The sequence below is a fragment of the Neisseria sp. KEM232 genome (genome assembly GCF_002237445.1).
GTDB lineage: Bacteria > Pseudomonadota > Gammaproteobacteria > Burkholderiales > Neisseriaceae > Neisseria.
Genome location: NZ_CP022527.1, coordinates 1,700,299 through 1,717,511 on the forward strand (window position 1 = coordinate 1,700,299; position 17,213 = coordinate 1,717,511).

The 17,213-nt window shown below is 58.3% G+C and carries 17 protein-coding genes and 1 tRNA gene; 13 read left to right on the forward strand and 5 right to left on the reverse strand.

Annotated elements, in window-relative coordinates; genetic code table 11:
* Positions 1–171: 171 nt before the first annotated feature.
* Genes moaC through CGZ77_RS08455 form a run of 3 tightly spaced genes read left to right on the forward strand, consistent with a single transcriptional unit; the run spans position 172 to position 1,319 of the window.
* Entirely contained in the window at positions 172–645 is a 474-nt protein-coding gene (moaC, locus tag CGZ77_RS08445; protein WP_009751862.1) for a cyclic pyranopterin monophosphate synthase MoaC, read from the forward strand.
* On the forward strand, positions 629–883 hold the full coding sequence (moaD, locus tag CGZ77_RS08450) for a molybdopterin converting factor subunit 1 (RefSeq protein ID WP_009751861.1): 255 nt from the start codon (positions 629–631) through the stop codon (positions 881–883). Before moaC ends, moaD begins: the two co-directional genes overlap by 17 nt.
* Before the next feature lies 1 nt (position 884).
* Positions 885–1,319: a molybdenum cofactor biosynthesis protein MoaE gene (locus CGZ77_RS08455; RefSeq protein ID WP_009751860.1), complete on the forward strand. Its 435-nt coding sequence runs from the start codon at positions 885–887 to the stop codon at positions 1,317–1,319.
* A 149-nt stretch (positions 1,320–1,468) separates the two neighbouring features.
* On the opposite strand, the gene CGZ77_RS08460 is transcribed toward CGZ77_RS08455, so the two are convergent.
* Together CGZ77_RS08460 and CGZ77_RS08465 are read right to left on the reverse strand one after the other, a co-directional pair.
* Positions 1,469–1,544, reverse strand: a tRNA-Asn gene (locus CGZ77_RS08460).
* Between the two features lie 91 nt (positions 1,545–1,635).
* Positions 1,636–2,175 (reverse strand): hypothetical protein, encoded by a 540-nt coding sequence (locus CGZ77_RS08465; RefSeq protein WP_036496115.1) that lies wholly within the window; start codon positions 2,173–2,175, stop codon positions 1,636–1,638.
* Positions 2,176–2,332: 157 nt separating this feature from the next.
* Here CGZ77_RS08465 and CGZ77_RS08470 point away from each other — a divergent pair, with 157 nt between their 5' ends.
* The 4 genes from CGZ77_RS08470 to CGZ77_RS08480 all read left to right on the forward strand — a co-directional run bounded on the left by CGZ77_RS08470 (position 2,333) and on the right by CGZ77_RS08480 (position 5,390).
* The gene (locus CGZ77_RS08470; RefSeq protein ID WP_009751858.1) at positions 2,333–3,685 is read left to right on the forward strand and encodes a DUF3482 domain-containing protein; all 1,353 of its coding nucleotides are present in this window, start codon (positions 2,333–2,335) and stop codon (positions 3,683–3,685) included.
* Positions 3,686–3,894: 209 nt separating this feature from the next.
* Positions 3,895–4,560, forward strand: coding sequence for a hypothetical protein (locus CGZ77_RS08475; RefSeq protein WP_009751857.1), 666 nt, complete (start codon positions 3,895–3,897; stop codon positions 4,558–4,560).
* Positions 4,561–4,738: 178 nt separating this feature from the next.
* Positions 4,739–4,879: a hypothetical protein gene (locus CGZ77_RS12100; RefSeq protein ID WP_009751855.1), complete on the forward strand. Its 141-nt coding sequence runs from the start codon at positions 4,739–4,741 to the stop codon at positions 4,877–4,879.
* 10 nt (positions 4,880–4,889) lie between these two features.
* The gene (locus CGZ77_RS08480; protein WP_009751854.1) at positions 4,890–5,390 is read left to right on the forward strand and encodes a hypothetical protein; all 501 of its coding nucleotides are present in this window, start codon (positions 4,890–4,892) and stop codon (positions 5,388–5,390) included.
* Between the two features lie 236 nt (positions 5,391–5,626).
* On the opposite strand, the gene CGZ77_RS08485 is transcribed toward CGZ77_RS08480, so the two are convergent.
* The 3 genes from CGZ77_RS08485 to CGZ77_RS08495 form a co-directional block, all read right to left on the reverse strand.
* A complete protein-coding gene (locus CGZ77_RS08485; RefSeq protein WP_009751852.1) occupies positions 5,627–6,109 on the reverse strand; it encodes a hypothetical protein in 483 nt (160 codons plus the stop codon).
* A gap of 148 nt (positions 6,110–6,257) precedes the next feature.
* A complete protein-coding gene (locus CGZ77_RS08490; RefSeq protein WP_009751851.1) occupies positions 6,258–6,617 on the reverse strand; it encodes a hypothetical protein in 360 nt (119 codons plus the stop codon).
* 130 nt (positions 6,618–6,747) lie between these two features.
* Positions 6,748–7,176 carry a hypothetical protein gene (locus CGZ77_RS08495; RefSeq protein WP_009751850.1) on the reverse strand — a complete coding sequence of 143 codons (429 nt, stop codon included), beginning with the start codon at positions 7,174–7,176 and terminating at the stop codon, positions 6,748–6,750.
* On the opposite strand from CGZ77_RS08495, the gene smpB reads away from it, so the two are divergent.
* The 6 genes from smpB to CGZ77_RS08525 all read left to right on the forward strand — a co-directional run bounded on the left by smpB (position 7,096) and on the right by CGZ77_RS08525 (position 17,202).
* Entirely contained in the window at positions 7,096–7,725 is a 630-nt protein-coding gene (gene smpB, locus CGZ77_RS08500) for an SsrA-binding protein SmpB (RefSeq protein ID WP_255351473.1), read from the forward strand. The two genes, CGZ77_RS08495 and smpB, sit on opposite strands and share 81 nt — an antisense overlap.
* 292 nt (positions 7,726–8,017) lie before the next feature.
* Entirely contained in the window at positions 8,018–9,670 is a 1,653-nt protein-coding gene (locus CGZ77_RS08505) for an electron transfer flavoprotein-ubiquinone oxidoreductase (RefSeq protein WP_094031111.1), read from the forward strand.
* Between the two features lie 237 nt (positions 9,671–9,907).
* On the forward strand, positions 9,908–11,818 hold the full coding sequence (locus tag CGZ77_RS08510) for a type IV pili methyl-accepting chemotaxis transducer N-terminal domain-containing protein (protein ID WP_036496125.1): 1,911 nt from the start codon (positions 9,908–9,910) through the stop codon (positions 11,816–11,818).
* Positions 11,815–12,486, forward strand: coding sequence for a response regulator transcription factor (locus CGZ77_RS08515; protein ID WP_009751843.1), 672 nt, complete (start codon positions 11,815–11,817; stop codon positions 12,484–12,486). Before CGZ77_RS08510 ends, CGZ77_RS08515 begins: the two co-directional genes overlap by 4 nt.
* Positions 12,487–13,053: 567 nt before the next feature.
* Positions 13,054–16,764: a nitrate reductase subunit alpha gene (locus CGZ77_RS08520; protein ID WP_009751840.1), complete on the forward strand. Its 3,711-nt coding sequence runs from the start codon at positions 13,054–13,056 to the stop codon at positions 16,762–16,764.
* A gap of 81 nt (positions 16,765–16,845) precedes the next feature.
* The gene (locus CGZ77_RS08525) at positions 16,846–17,202 is read left to right on the forward strand and encodes a cupin domain-containing protein (RefSeq protein ID WP_009751839.1); all 357 of its coding nucleotides are present in this window, start codon (positions 16,846–16,848) and stop codon (positions 17,200–17,202) included.
* Positions 17,203–17,213: the final 11 nt, after the last annotated feature.

The following is a 17,213-nucleotide window of genomic DNA, read 5'->3' on the forward strand; positions in this document are numbered from 1 at the left end:
GCGGAAAACCCGTTTTCAGACGGCCTTGCATAATGCCGCCAAAGCCTGCATGATGCGGCTGTTTATAGTGAACCGATACGAAAATCTACGACGTTTGCGCCTTGCCGCTTGATATCTTTCCGTATCGTTTCACTATACATATACCGTTTAACCGATTCAGGAAAGCAAACCATGTCTCTCACCCATCTTGACGAACAAGGCAAAACCCGCATGGTCGATGTCGGCGACAAAGCCGTAACCCGCCGCGTGGCCGTAGCGGGCGGACGGGTCGTGTTCCCGCCCGCAGTGTACGCCCAAATCCAACAATCCAACGGCCAAACCGCCAAAGGCGCGATTACCGAAGTCGCCCGCGTCGCCGGCATCATGGCCGCCAAAAACACCGCATCAATGATTCCGATGTGCCACCCGATGATGCTCGAACGCTGCAAACTGGAGCTTGAATACGACGACGCGGCCCACAGCCTGAACATCACCGCCGAAGTGGCCGTAACCCACAAAACCGGCGTTGAAATGGAAGCCCTTACCGCCGTTACCGTGGCCGCGCTCACCGTGTACGACATGACCAAAGCCCTCAGCCACGACATCGAAATCCAAGACGTGCGCCTGTTGCACAAAGCCGGAGGCAAACATGACTTCAGCCGCTGAAATCCAAGTTTTATACTTTGCCGCCCTGCGCGAAGCGGCCAAACGCGAGGGCGAAACCCTTACCCTAGCCGAAGGCGACACCGCCGCCGCCATTTACGAGCGGCTGGCCGCGCAATACGGCTTTGCTCTGCCGCAAGAGCGTTTGCGCTGCGCCGTCAACCACCAATTCGCCGCATGGGACACCGCCCTCAAAGCGGGCGACACGCTGGCCTTTATCCCGCCCGTGGCCGGAGGCTGAAATGTTTGATTTGACCGAATCCCCCATCGATGCCGCCTCCCTGCGAAATCGTCTGCTCGGTAACGAAAACTGCGGCGCGTTCAACTGCTTCGAGGGCTGGGTGCGCCGCCAAAACGAAGGCAGCCGCGTCGATTATCTGGTGTACAGTGTGTACCGCGAACTCGCGCTCAACGCGGGCAACGAAGTCATCGCCGAAGCCAAACGCCGCTTCGCCATCGCCGATGCCGTCTGCGTGCACCGCCACGGCCGCTTGGAAGTGGGCGACATGGCCGTGTGGGTAGGCGTGGCCGCCGGACACCGCGACGCAGGCTTCACCGCCTGCCGCTTCATCATCGATACGGTAAAAGCCCAAGTGCCGATTTGGAAAGAAGAGTTTTACACCGGCCAAACCCAAAGCGCATGGCTGGCCAATCCCGAATCGCACGGAGCGGGCTGACTGTGTTTGACTTATCCTGCATCAATACCGATACCGGCGCAAACAAAAAGAGGCCGTCTGAAACTTTCAGACGGCCTTTTATCTATTTGCTTTCTGTTGATAAACCACAAAGAAAAACCACCTAAACGCTTGTTTAGGTGGCTGGAATTTGGCTCCCCGACCTGGGCTCGAACCAGGGACCTGCGGATTAACAGTCCGTCGCTCTACCGACTGAGCTATCGGGGAAGAAGTGCGCATTATAGCGGCTGTTTGGATTCTGTCAAACACTTGCCGGTAGAAATTTTACGAAATTTGTCTAAATGCATAATTCAGCTTGTTATTTAATTTTTCCAACTCGGCAGAAATAGCGCGGCAGCGGGCGGTTGTCGGCGGACTGGGCGGCAAATTCGGCGGCGAGGCGGCGGTATCCGCTTTCGTCCTGCGGCTTGTAGCGGGCGGCTTCTGCCAGCAGGGCGAAGCAGCGGGCGGCGGTTTCGGCCTGTTGTTCCATATTGAGGGCGGCGAAGGTGGCGATGCGCTCGGGCGGCGGGCAGCGGTAGGCGCGGCGGCGGGCGTAGCCGCCCTGTGCGGACAGTATCAGACCGCCGAGCCAGGTGTGGAAACCGTGCTGCCACTGCCAGACATGGGTCAGCTCGTGTATCAGCCACAAAAGATAGCCGCCGCCTGCCTGCGTGTAGTCGGGCAGGTAGTGGCGGCGCGGGAAATAGATGCGGCCGTCGGGCGATACGGCGGCAGACAGGTCGGGCAACAGGGGAAAACCGCAGCGGATGCGGATAGCGGCATAGTCGAGATGGCTGCCGAAAAAGAGGCGTGCGGCGCGGATTTCGTTGTCGGTGAGGCTTCTGGCGGCGGCCATGGTTTGCTCCGTGTGTTTTGTGTTTTCAGACGGCCTGTCCGCCCGATGCCGCCGATATTTGGCGCAATGCCGCTTATTCAAGCCTTCCTGCGGCGGGCGTTGCCAAGCGCGGCGCTTTTTCCGACAATGCCGCCCTTTGAGGCCGTCTGAAAACGCCATGACCGAACACACTCCGCTTTCCCTTGCCGTTGTCGGACACACCAACACCGGCAAAACCTCCCTCCTGCGCACGCTGCTGCGCGACAGCGCCTTCGGCGAAGTGGCCAACGCCTCGGCCACCACCCGCCATGTCGAACGCGCCGCCGTTGCCGACGGCGGCGACACCCTCCTCTATCTCTACGACACCCCCGGCCTCGAAGACGCGGGCGGCGTGCTCGACTGGCTGGAAACCCACACCTCCGCGCGCGCCGACGGCATCGAGCGCCTGCAACGGTTTCTCGCCTCGCCCGAAGCCGCCGCCGAATTCTCGCAGGAAGCCAAGGTCCTGCGCCAGCTTCTGCAAAGCGATGCCGCACTTTATGTTATCGATGCACGCGAACCCGTGCTGGGCAAATACAAAGACGAACTCACCATCCTCTCCTGGTGCGCCAAGCCCGTGATGCCCGTTTTCAACTTCACCGCAGAACGCGACACCGCCGCCTGGAACGACATGCTCGCCCGCCGCAACCTCCATGTCACCTGCGGCTTCGACACCGTCGCCTTCGATTTCGAAGGCGAGATGCGCCTGTGGCAGAGCCTCGCCACCATGCTGCCCGGCAACAACATCCTCACCCGGCTTGTCCAAATGCGCCGCCGCGAATGGCAGAGCCTCGACAAACAAGCCAGAGAAGAAATCGCCGGATTCCTGCTCGATGCCGCCGCCTACAAACAGGAAACCGGCGAACACGACGACCCCGCCCCCGTTTTGCACACCATGCAGGAAGCTGTCCGCCGCCTCGAAAGCGGATTCCAACAGCGCCTCCTGCACCTCTACCGCTTCTACCACAGCGAAACCGAAAGCGGCGGCTGGGCGCTCAAAGCCTTCCGCCAAGACCCCTTCGACAGCGCCCTGCTCAAAGAATACGGCATCCGCACCGGCACGGGTGCCGCCGCAGGCGCCGCCATCGGCTTAGGCATCGACATCGCCACCCTCGGCGGCTCGCTCGGACTGGGCACCGCCATCGGCAGCCTGCTCGGCGGCGTTCTGCCCAACATGAACGACATCTCCGACAAACTCAGCGGCCGCCAAACCCTGCACACCGACCCCGAAACCCTCACCCTGCTCGCCGCCCGCGCCCTCGACCTGCTGCACGCCCTGCAAACACGCGGCCACGCGGCGCAGACACCCGTTTCCCCAAAAAGCGGCAAAACCCCCTGGCCGCCGCGCAAACTGCCGCCCGAGCTGCAAAAAGCCCGCAGCCGCCCGCGCTGGTCGTCGCTCAACACCGGAGCCCCCGAAGCCAGCCGCGAAGAAAGAAGCGAAGCGGCAAAAACCCTGGCCGAACGCCTGCGGCACCAAGAGGCCGTCTGAAAACGAAAAGGCCGTCTGAAAACGCCCCCGCCGCACGCAGAAAACATTTCAGACGGCCTCCCGCCTGTTTGGCAAAACAAAAAACACACCCTATCTGCCATCGGCGCAGCCCGAAGCAAAGGCCGTCTGAAACATACTTTTCAGACGGCCTTTTTGACAAAACCCGTGCCGCCGCCGACAATGCCCGCCCCCAAACGAGAGAAAACCACATGAAACCGAAACAACTGACCGCCGCAGCCCTTATCACCGCAGCAGCCTGCGCCCAAGCCGCCGAACTGCCGCAAAACGCCGAGCTGCAATACAGCGGCCCCTACGGCGTACCCGCCACCATGACCTTCACCCGCAGCGGCAACGCCTACAAAATCGTCTCCGTTATCAAAGTCCCCCTCTACAACTTCCGCTTCGAAAGCGGCGGCACCGTCAGCGGCAACGCCCTGCACCCCTCCTACTACAAAGACATCCGCAAAGGCAAAACCTATGCCGAAGCCAAATTCGGCGGCGGCAAAATCACCTACGGCAAAGCGGGCGGACAGCAAACCGAAAACACCGCCGGCCAAATCCTCGACCTCTTCGCCCTCGCCTGGCAGCTGGCCGCCACCGACGGCAAACTGCCCGCCGGTATCAAAATCACCAACGGCAAACGCATCTACAACATCGGTGGCCTGAACAAAACCGGCTCGGCGCAATACGCTTTTTCGGGCGGCAAAACCACCGTCGAAAACTACACCGTCAAACGCGGCGACGACACCGTCAACTACTCCTTCGCCCCCGCCTTCGGCAACATCCCCGCCAAAATCAGCTACATCGACAACGGCACCACCTACAACCTCAAACTCACTGGCCTGAAAATCAACGGCCAAACCGTTAAACCTTAGGGGCTGTTGACACTCAGCTTGCGAGACGGTTTTTTGAGTAAAAAATGGCCGAATGCAAGGAAAAAAGCACAGCAAGGTTGGACACCTTGCGAGCATTTTTGACGCGGCAGGCGGATATTTTTTACCAAAAACACCGCCGCAAGGCTGATTGTCAACAGCCCCTAAACCGCCGTTTTGCATGCAGGAGCAAGACGGCAAGGCGCAGCCGAACCCCGTACACATGGCAGAAGGCCGTCTGAAAACCGAACAAGGGCTTTCAGACGGCCTTAACACAGAACCGGCCTGCATGCAGGTTGCGTTTGCTGTGAATTTCAAATGAAGGAAAATTGATGGGTTACCATGTCAGAATTATTAATACTGCAAAGGATACTGCTGCATCAGCGAAAATGCTTAACCGGCCTCAGGCATTGGCCGCATGGCTGCGGAAAAATTTCGATTTTTACGCCGATACCGACGATAGCGGCCAACAGTATTTTTACCGTGCCGACGATCAAGAACGTACTTTGTTTTACGAAGTGTGTGATGAAGGAAACAGAGAACTATTGGCTATCGGTCCGGATGATACGTTGCTGTCCCTGATGATCGACATCGCCCGTTTGCTGGGCGACGGCTCAAGAGTGGTAGGAGATGAGGGCGAAACCTACGTCAGCCCTGTTCGTTCCTACACCCATCCGGATGATGCCGCCACGCTTGCTGCTATATACGGACATAACAGTCTTGGCCGGAAACTGTTTGATTTCCTGCTCAGTATTTGGATTCCATTGCTACTGTGGCTGATTGTGTTACTACTGTGGCTGATTGTGTTTTTGTTCAAACTTTGGAAAGAATAGCCCGCATGCCGTAGAGAGTCGCCCCGCGACGCATGTGGTTTGGGTTTTGCGGGAAACCGTGCGGGCAGACACTTAAAAGGCCGTCTGAAAGCAAAGCTGCAACGAAGTTGAACAGCAGGTTTGGCGTATTTCAGACGGCCTTTGGCACGGCAGGTATCACATGGAACGCGTGCGTCGCGGGGTGCACACCCTACGCATGACCCGCGCTGCGCTTGCTGTGCCGTTGCTTTTTCGGCTTATTTCGATATTGCCATTTCGATAACTTGGCCGACATAGTTGTTTTCCAAATCAAGCGGTGCGCTCGGTCTCTGTGTTGATTTTTTCAATTCGTCGTACGCATAAAAAATCATTATTTCTTTGCCCACGGCAAACAGCCTTCTGTCCGATTTATTGTTCATATACATACTTTCGTCCCTTATCGCCCCGCTGCTGTCGACAAAACGAAAACTGTTCGGTACGCGCCTTATTTCCATTCCCGCTTCGTACAGCGACAAGATGGTGCCGGAAACGGTTTCGGTAATGATTTTTCCGCAATCAACGCTGTGCCACCATTCGTCCGATGCAAACAAACCCTTGTCTTTTTTGATTCCGAACGGATTGTCTTGATTTAATGACAACGCTCTTACCTCTTCAATAAATTCCTTTTTACGCTTGGTTTCCATTTCTTTTTTAAAATCATAAATCAAGCGCATATTTTCGCCCAAATTCAGATAAGCCATTTTTGCATCTCCAATGGTTTGAAATTTGAAAACTGCCGACCGATGCCCGACAAAACAGCAAGCCGCAGCAAGCCGTAGTGCGGGTCATGTGTGGGGTGCGTCGCCCCTACGCATCACCCGCGCTGCGCTTGCCCGCAGTGATGATGCGTCAATTACAAATGCCCAAGGATTTGCCTTTGGCAGTGCAATCCGACGGGCTGATGATTGCATACCCTTTCTGTTTGAGGCACTTGTATATAGCGTTTCTTCGTATATCCACCTGCTCGTCAGACATATCGGGATATCGAACATTTACATCTAATGTTCCGTTGTTTAATTTTCTTACTCCGCAATCTAAAACGTCTTTCTTTCTTTTGACTATGTCGGTGTGTCCCATGCTGCCGTATTTCTGAATGCCCTGTATTACCGTGTAATTATTATAAACATCAGGGCTGTATTTGGAGACGACACGTATGGGGATACAGGCGCTAACAAGCAAAACAGCTGGCAATATTGATTTTTGCATCATGACTTTCCGAATTTAAAAAGTAATTCCATAGCAAACGCAGCCGCAAGGCCGATTGTTAACAGGCTCTATAAGGCCGTCTGAAAAAACAGAAAAGCTTTTTTCAGACGGCCTTCTGCCGTATCCGCAACAGTCAGTAAGCCGAAAACGGCACGCTGTACACCTTGCCGTCTACCGCCACGTCGGCCGAGAAATCGTGCCGCGCTTCGGTGCACAGCGGCAGGCGCACGCCGGCGGCCGACCATCTGCCCGCCGCGTCGCGCCGCAAATCGTAGCGGTTGAAACCCATGTCCATATCGCGCATGGAAAAGCTCACCGACACTTCGCGCGCGCCGTCCGCCCCGTCGAGCACAATGTCAAACGGCTTTTGCAAAGCGGCGGCGGGCGCGAAACGCAGCACCGCGCCGCCGGGCAGCGTGCAGCCCGCCGCGATGTCGCAGGCCGCAACCTCCACGGCGGCAGGCTGCCGCTGCGTCCACCAATGCAGAGCCGCCAGCTTCACGGCGGCAAACGCCAACAGCAACACGGCGGCCGTAATCCATTTGCCCTGCGCGCGCATCATCCGTCTCCACAAAAAAGCGCGATTATAGCGGCAACGTTGACGGGGCGCGGCGCAAAACGCTTTCTGCTACAATGCCGCCCTGCCAAAAACAAGGGTCGCCCAATGAGCATCGCCAACAACAGAAAAGCCTATCACGACTACTTTATCGAAGACGAAATCGAAGCCGGTCTGGTACTCGACGGCTGGGAAGTCAAAGCCGTGCGCGCCGGACGCGTCCAGCTCAAAGAAAGCTACATCCACTGGAAAAAAGACGCCTTCTACCTCGTCGGCAGCCACATCACCGCCCTGCCCACCGCCTCCACCCACGTCAAACCCGATCCCGTCCGGCCGCGCAAGCTGCTGCTCAAACAGGGCGAAATCAACAAGCTCATCGGCAAGGTCGAGCGCAGCGGCTACACCCTCGTGCCGCTGAACCTGCACTACAAACGCGGCTACATCAAAATGGACATCGGCCTGGCCAAAGGCAAAAAGCAGCACGACAAACGGCAAAGCCTGAAAGAAGCCGACTGGAAACGCGAGAAACAGCGTCTGATGAAAAACACACGCTGACCTTCAGACGGCCTCAATCCCCTTTCAGACGGCCTCAACCTTTTTTTAGATTTCAGACGGCCTAGGGGCTGTTTACAATTGGTTTGCGAAGCGGATTTTGCGTCAGAAAACGGCAGATGCAAGGCGCAAACCGCAGCAAGGTTGGACACCTTGCGAGGATTTGCAACGCGGCAGATGCCGTTTTATGGCGTGAAAGCAGCCGCAATACCAAATGTAAACAGCCCCTCAGGCCGTCTGAATCTTTTCCGCCGCAAACCATAACAACAAAACACACAATTTAGGAACAAACCGCATGGACACCATCGAACGCGACAGCATGTTTTACGACGTGCTCATCGTCGGCGCGGGCCCCGCCGGACTCTCCGCCGCCATCCGCCTCAAACAGCTTGCCGCCGAACACGGCCGCGACATCGGCGTCTGCATCGTCGAAAAAGGCTCGGAAGTGGGCGCGAACATCCTCTCCGGCGCCGTTCTCGACCCCAAAGCCCTCAACGAACTCATCCCCGACTGGCAGGAGCGCGGCGCACCCGTCAGCCGCAGCGTCAGCGAAGACCGCGTCCTCTTCCTCACCGAAAAACGCGCCTTCAAGCTGCCCACCGCCCCCAGCTTCCGCAACAAAGGCAACTACATCATCAGCCTCGGCCTGCTCACCCGCTGGCTGGCCGAACAGGCCGAAGCCCTCGGCGTCGAAATCTACCCCGGCTTTGCCGCCTCCGAAATCCTCTACCACCCCGACGGCTCGGTCAAAGGCATCGCCACCGGCGACATGGGCGTCGGCAAAGACGGGCAGCCCACCGGCAACTTCCAGAGCGGCATGGAGCTTTACGCCAGGCAAACCCTGTTTGCCGAAGGCTGCCGCGGCTCGCTCACCAAACAACTCATCCGCCGCTTCAACCTCGACCAAAACAGCCAGCCGCCCACCTACGGCCTCGGCATCAAAGAAATCTGGGAAATCCAAGCCGAAAACGCCCGCCCCGGCCTCGTTGTCCACAGCACAGGCTGGCCGCTCGACAGCAAAACCTACGGCGGCTCCTTCCTATACCACCTCGACGGCAACAAAGTCGCCGTCGGCTTCGTCGTCGGCCTCGACTACCAAAACCCCTACCTCTCCCCCTTTGAAGAATTCCAACGCTTCAAAACCCACCCCGCCATCGCCCCCACCTTCGCGGGCGGCCGCCGCATCGCCTACGGCGCGCGCGCCCTCAGCGAAGGCGGCCTGCAAAGCCTGCCCAAACTCACCGCCCCCGGCGCCGCCATCGTCGGCGACGCCGCAGGCTTTCTCAACGTCCCCCGCATCAAAGGCATCCACTGCGCCATCAAATCCGCCATGCTTGCCGCCGAAGCCGTCTTCCCCCTACTCGATAACGAAGGCGAAAACGCGCAAAACGGCAAAGAAGCCGCCGCCTACCAAGACCTGTTCGAACAAAGCTGGCTCTACCGCGAACTCTACGCCGCCCGCAACATCCGCCCCTCCTTCAAATGGGGCATGTGGCCGGCCTTCGTCTACACCGGCCTCGAACAATACATCCTAAAAGGCCGCGCCCCGTGGACGCTCAAACACCACGGCACCGACCACGGCAGCCTGAAAAAAGCCGCTGCCTGCCGCCCCATCGCCTACCCCAAACCCGACGGCGTCCTCACCTTCGACCGCCTCAGCAGCGTCTTCCTCGCCAACGTCAGCCACGAAGAAGACCAACCCTCCCACCTCCTCCTGCGCGACCCGCAGACGATGATCAACGTCAACTACAAAGAATACGCCTCGCCCGAAACCCGCTACTGCCCCGCAGGCGTATACGAAATCCACGAAGAAAACGGCAGCCCCCGCCTGCACATCAACGCCGCCAACTGCATCCACTGCAAAACCTGCGACATCAAAGACCCGACGCAGAACATCACCTGGATCTGCCCCGAAGGCGGCGGCGGGCCGAACTACGGCGATATGTAGCAAGCCGTGCAAGCCCGATGCGGTTGTCCCAAAGCAAAAAGAAGGCCGTCTGAAAGCCCTTTTCGGTTTGAACTTCGTTGAAGCTTCGCTTTCAGACGGCCTCCTTCCTGCCAAAACCGTTTTGTACGGTTTTCCTCAAACAAGGGCTTTCAAAAAACAGCAAAACGGCTGAAAATGCCCGCCCTTTTCCGTATCCGTTCCAAAACGTTTCCCAAACAACAGCAGCCCGACCCTTTCATGTTCCATTTCAAAAGCCTCACCTTCCGCCTCAAATTCTTCACCCTGCTGTGGATTGCCGTATCGGTGGCGTCGATTGTGTTCACACTGTACCTGTCGCTGTGGCTGGAGGGCAATGCGGCGGCGATTAACGATTTGGGCAGCCTGCGCTTTCAGAGCTACCGTTTGGCTCTGTTGGCCGAAGAAGGTGTGCCGCAGCGGGAAATCGACAACCGTATCCGCCGGTTTGACGAGGTGCTTGCCGCCGTGCGGCGCGGCGACCCGCAGCGGCCGCTGTCGCTGCCCGACAATCCCGAAGTGATGGCGCGGATGGCGGCTTTGGAACAACAATGGCAGCAGGCGGTCAAACCTGTGTTTCAGACGGCCTCTTCGGGGAAAAAAATCGGTTCGGTGCAGCTTGATGCTTTTTTGCACACGGTGGACGACACGGTTATCGCCGTGGAGAAAACCAGTGCCGCCTACATCACTTGGCTGCGCTTTTTCCAAAGCGGGCTGCTTGCGCTGGTATTGATCAGCTCGGCGGTGATGATGTGGCTGACGCAGCTGTGGATTATCGCGCCGCTGCAGGAGCTTTTGCGCGGGGTGCAGTCGGTGCGCGACGGCCATTTCGGCGTGCAGGTACCCGGTGGCGATGCGGCCGGTTCGGCCGAGTTTGCCGAGGTCAACGGCGGCTTCAACCAGATGAGTACGCACCTGCACCGGCTCTACAGCGGGCTGGAGCAGGAAGTGGCGGACAAAACGCAGGATTTGGAGCGCAAAAACTTTATCCTCGGCACGCTGTATGCGTTTTCATCCGCGCTGGGCAAATCGCAGAGCGCGTCGGAAGCGGCCGAAGTGTTTTTGGAGCGGCTGATGAAAATCGCCGAAGCCGACGCGGGCAGCGTGCGTTTGGCCGACCCGCGCCGCCAGCGCATGGATTTGGCCGCGCACATCGGCCTGCCCAAAGCCCTGCGTAACGCCGAAGCCTGCTCGAAAATCGGCGACTGCTTCTGCGGCCGCGCCATTGCCGCCGACGGTGCGCGCACCATCCGCTTTTACGACACGCGCCCCGAAAGCACTCTTTCAGACGGCCAATACGACTACGAATGCCGCCGCCACGGGTTTGCCGATTTGCGCGTGCTGCCCATCCGCTACAAAGGCCAAGACATCGGCATCGTTACCCTCTACTACCGCCGCACGCAACAAATCAGCGATACGGTGGACGAGCTTTTGGAACTTTTGTGCAGCCAGTTCGGCGCGGCCGTGAGCAACACGCGCCTGAGCGAAGAGAGCCGCCAGCTTGCCGTGTTGCAGGAACGCAACCTAATTGCCCAAGGCCTGCACGACAGCATCGCGCAGACGCTGGCCTTTCTCAACCTGCAAATGCAGGTGTTGGGCAGGGCACTCGATTCGGGCAAACGCGAGCGCATCGACGACAGTATGCAACTGATTCAAAGCGGCGTGCAGGAGTGTTATGAAGACGTGCGCGAATTGCTGTTAAACTTCCGTACCAAAATCGGCCGCCGCGACTTTGCCGAAGCCGTGGACGAATTGGCCGCGCGTTTCCGCCGCCAAACCGGCGTTGCCGTGAATATCGACTGGGTAAGCGACCAGGGGCTGCCGCTTTCCAGCGACCAGCAGCTGCAATGCATCTTTATCTTGCAGGAGAGCCTGTCCAACATCCGCAAACACGCCCGCGCCGACCGCGTGGACATCACCATCGACAACGGCCGCGATTTTGCCATGACCATTACCGACAACGGCATCGGCTTTGATGCCGAGCATCTGGAAAACCTGCCCGGCAACCACGTCGGCCTCAACATCATGCAGGAGCGCGCCGGACGCATCAGAGCACAACTGACACTCACATCACAACCCGGGCAAACCCGCATCCGCCTGCTGCTGCCTGCACAAGAAAGACATCCCGCATGAGCGACACCAAAAAAATCAGCATCGTTTTAATCGACGACCACACCATTTTCCGCAGCGGCATCAAATCCCTGCTCTCGCACGAAGACGATTTTGAAATCATCGGCGAAGCCGCAGACGGCCTCTCCGGCGTGAAAATCGTCCAGCAGCTCGCGCCCGACGTAGTTCTGCTCGACCTCGATATGCCGGTGATGAATGGCCGCGAAGCTCTCGCCCAAATCCTCAGCGTGCGCCCCGAACAATGCGTCGTGATGCTCACCGTATCCGAAGACGGCGAAGACCTGCTCGAATGTATCCGCATGGGCGCAAACGGTTTTCTGTTGAAAAACATCAACGCCGACTTCCTCACCGAGTCCATCCGCAACGCCGCCGAGGGCAACAACGTCTTCTCGCCTGAAATGGTGTCCAACATGGTGCAGTCGCTCATCCGCCCCAACAAACCCGCCGAAGAAAACCGCCTCGAAGAGCTGACCTCGCGCGAACTTGACGTATTGGGCTGCCTCGCCGCCGGCCACAGCAACAAAATCATCGCCCGCAACCTCGACTTGGCCGAATCCACCGTCAAAGTGTACGTGCAAAACATCCTACGCAAGCTCGAACTCACCAGCCGCGTGCAGGCCGCCGTCTATGCCGTGCAGCACAACGTACCGCTGCCCGATTTCGACGAATAAGGCCGTCTGAAAGACAGTCTGACCGGGCCGCTTGGGCCGGAAAAGGCTGCGTTGCCTGCGCTTTTTCAGGCTGTCCGGTTTTCGTTTTTTTTGCTACCCCAAATCCCGACTACCCCGTGTGCGGCAGTAAGGCCGTCTGAAACGGACAAACCGGTTTTCAGACGGCCTTTTTTGCCCAAAGGCCGTCTGAATCTGTCGTTTGAAGCGAAAACATGGAACGCAAGCCGCCGACACCCCGGCTGTCGGGGCTGAACGTTTTTTATTCCAGACGGCGTATTAGCCCCACACAATCATTAAGTTACCAATAACAGCAGACAGTTTCAGACGGCCTGCGTCTGCCAATCCCATCCTAACTATCTAATCCAAACTAGTTCGAAATAACTAGGCATCAATACGTCAAACAGCATGGTCGGACTCTACTTCGCACCTTGCCCGACTTCTATTTCGACCCATTTTTTTCACTTGGCGTTTCCCTTACCATTTGCTTCATAACGGATACCGCGTTTTCAGGCTGCCTGAAAGCGCGGCAGACAAAACCGAATCTGCATAACCAACAGGAATACACCAATGAGCCTTTTCTTAGACCGCCTGACCTTTTTCAAGCGCAAGCGCGAGCCTTTTTCCGACGGCCACGGCATTTTGATTGAGGAAGACCGCACATGGGAGAACGCCTACCGCAGCCGCTGGGCGCACGACCGCATCGCCCGCTCCACCCACGGCGTGAACTGTACCGGTTCGTGTTCGTGGAAGATTTACGTCAAAAACGGCATCATCACCTGGGAAACCCAGCAGACCGACTATCCGCGCACCCGCCCCGATCTGCCCAACCACGAGCCCCGTGGCTGTCCGCGCGGGGCGTCTTACAGCTGGTATGTGTATTCGGCGCAGCGCATCAAATATCCGATGATGCGCGGCGCGCTGGCCGAACTGTGGCGCGAGGCGCGCAAAACCAAAGACCCGATCGAGGCGTGGACGTGGATTGTGGAAGACCCCGAGCGTTCCAAGTCCTACAAATCGCAGCGCGGTTTGGGCGGCTTTGTGCGCTCCAACTGGGACGAAGCCTATGAAATGGTGGCCGCCGCCAACTGCTACACCATCAAGAAATACGGCCCCGACCGCATTATCGGCTTCTCGCCGATTCCGGCGATGTCGATGATCAGCTATGCCTCGGGCGCACGCTATCTCGGCCTGATCGGCGGCGTGCCGCTGTCGTTTTACGACTGGTACTGCGACCTGCCGCCCGCCAGCCCGCAGACTTGGGGCGAGCAGACCGACGTGGCCGAGTCGGCCGACTGGTACAACTCCAACTATCTCTTGGTATGGGGCTCGAACCTGCCGATGACGCGCACGCCCGACGCGCACTTTTATACCGAAGTGCGCTACAAAGGCACGAAAACCGTGGCGGTGTCGTCCGACTTCGGCGAAATGGCGAAGTTCAGCGACATCTGGCTGGCACCGCGCCAGGGCACGGATGCCGCGCTTTCGATGGCGATGGGGCATGTGATTTTGCAGGAATTCCACATCAACAAGCCTTCGGACTATTTCCAAGACTACTGCCGCCGCCTCACCGACATGCCGGTGCTGGTGCGCCTGCAATGCGACGGCGAACACTACAAACCCGAATACACCCTGCGCGCTTCGCAGCTCGACAACAATTTCGGCGAAGAGAAAAACCCCGACTGGAAAGTGCTGGTGTGGGACGAAACGTCCGACACGCTGGCCGTGCCCAACGGCTGCATCGGCTTCCGCTGGGACGGCAGCAAAAAATGGAATCTGGAAACCAAAGCGCAGGGGCGCGACAACGTGCACGCCGCGCTGAGCCTGAAAGAGCGTTCAGACGACATCGTGCGCGTGGGTTTCGACTACTTCGGCGGCGAATACGACGAAGACAAGGTGTACCGCAAAGTGCCGGTCAAACACGTGAGATTGGCCGACGGCAGCATTGCACCGGTGGCCACCGTGTTCGACCTCTTGGTGGCGCAATACGGCGTAAACAACGGCCTGGACGACGAAGCCGCCGCCAAAGATTATTTCGACGACAAGCCCTACACCCCGAAATGGCAGGAAAAACACACCGGCGTGCCTGCCGAGCGTGTGATTCAGGTTGCCCGCGAGTTCGGCCAGAACGCGCACGACACCAAAGGCCGCTCGATGGTGATTGTCGGCGCGGGCATCAACCACTGGTACTACCTCGACATGAACTACCGGGGCATCATCAACATGCTGATGATGTGCGGCACCATCGGCAAATCCGGCGGCGGCTGGTGCCACTACGTCGGCCAGGAAAAACTGCGCCCGCAGTCCGGCTGGACGCCGCTCACCTTCGGCCTCGACTGGCACCGCCCCGCCCGCCAGATGGCCGGCACTTCCTTCTTCTACAACCACACCGGCCAATACCGCCACGAAACCGTGTCTGCCGACGAACTCCTGTCGCCCGACGCTTCAGACGACATGCGCCGCCTGACCATGATCGACTACAACGCCAAAGCCGAGCGCATGGGCTGGACGCCCTCCGCGCCGCAGTTGGAAACCAACCCGCTGGACGTTACCGACGCGGCCGAAGCGGCGGGCATGAATCCGGTGGATTATGTGGTCAAAGGCTTAAAAGAAGGCAGCCTGAATATGTCTTGCGACGACCCGGAAAACCCGAAAAACTGGCCGCGCAATATGTTTATCTGGCGCTCCAATATTTTGGGTTCGTCCGGCAAAGGCCACGAATATTTCCTGAAATACCTGCTGGGCACGCAAAACGGCCTGATGAGCGACGAAGAAGACTGCCTCAAGCCGTCTGAAGTCAAACAACGCGCACCGGTGGAAGGCAAGCTCGATCTGTTCACGCTGTTGGATTTCCGCATGAACACTACTTGTCTCTACGCCGACGTGATTTTCCCCACCGCCACCTGGTACGAGAAAAACGACCTCAACACCTCGGACATGCACCCCTTTATCCACCCCTTTACCGAGGCGGTGCAACCCCTGTGGCAGAGCCGCTCCGACTGGGAAATCTACAAAGGCCTGGCGAAAAAATTCAGCGAATTGGCCAAAGACTATCTGGGCGTGCGCAAAGACATCGTACTCACGCCGCTAATGCACGACAGCCCGCAGGAACTCGGCCAACCTTTCGACCCGAAAGACTGGAAACTGGGCGAATGCGAGCCGATTCCCGGCAAAACCATGCCCGCGATGACGGTAGTCGAGCGTGATTACGGCGCCATCTATGAAAAATACACCTCCATCGGCCCCTTGCTGGAAAAGGTCAACAACAACGGCAAAGGCATGGCTTGGGACACCAAGCACGAAGTCGAATACCTGCGCAAACTCAACGGCGTGCGCGCCGATGGCGTGGGCAAAGGCCAGCCGAAAATCGAAACCGCCATCGACGCCGCCGAGATGATTCTGACCCTCGCCCCCGAAACCAACGGCCATGTGGCGAAAAAAGCATGGCAGGCGCTGGGCAATATTACCGGCCGCGACCACACCCATCTGATCAACGCCAGCGAGCACACCCACATCGCCTTCCGCGACATCGTCGCCCAGCCGCGCAAAATCGTTACCTCGCCGATTTGGTCGGGCGTGGAAAGCGAAACCGTGTGCTACACCGCCGGTTACACCAACGTGCACGAGCTGATTCCGTGGCGCACCCTGACCGGCCGCCAGCAGTTTTACCAGGACCACAAATGGATGCGCGATTTCGGCGTGAGCTTCTGCGCCTACCGCCCCGCCGTGGACACCAAAACCACCAAAAAACTGTTGGGGAAAATGCCCAACGGCAACCCGGAAATCACGCTCAACTTCCTCACGCCGCACCAAAAATGGGGCATCCACAGCACCTACTCGGAAAACCTGCGCATGCTCACGCTCTCACGCGGCGGCCCGCACGTGTGGATTTCCGAAATCGACGCCCAAAAAGCCGGCTTAGTGGACAACGACTGGGTGGAAGTGTTCAACACCAACGGCGCGATCGCCTGCCGCGTGATTGTGAGCCAGCGCATTCCCGAAACCATGATTCTGATGTACCACGCACAGGAAAAACTGGTGCACACCCCGGGCGCGGAAACCACCAAAAAACGCGGCGGCATCCACAATTCCGTAACCAAAGCGGTGTTGAACCCCACGCACATGATCGGTGGCTACGCCCAATTGGCCTACAGCTTCAACTACTACGGCACCGTCGGTTCCAATCGCGACGAGTGGGTGATTGTGCGCAAGATGAAAGACATCGACTGGATGGACGAACCGGCCGAAGAGAGCGAAAAAGCCGAGCCGAACGCCCTGTAATTTCAGCTTCTGCCTTTCAGGCTGCCTTAACAAAGCAGTCTGAAAGGCAGCCTGAAAACGCCGAATAAAGGAGTAAACATCATGCACATCCCGCAAATCATCCGTTTTGCCGACTACCTCAAAGACGGCGGCACCGAATCCGTGCGCACCGTGCTGCACCACGACCACCACAACAACATGGTGCTGTGGCAGATACCGCCCGGCACCAGCCTGCCCGCCCACCGCCATCCGCACGGCGTGGACATCTGGATCGTGCTGCAAGGCGAAGCCGAGCTGCTCGACGACGAAAACAGCGGCCGCACCATCCGTGCGGGCGAAAGCGTCATCGTCGGCCTGCACCAGATACACGGCGCGCGCAACAGGGCGGATGCCAAAGAGGACTGCATCCTTGTTTCCGTTATCAGCCCCCGCGCAGGCTTTGAAGCCGCACCGAAGTAGCACACCAAACC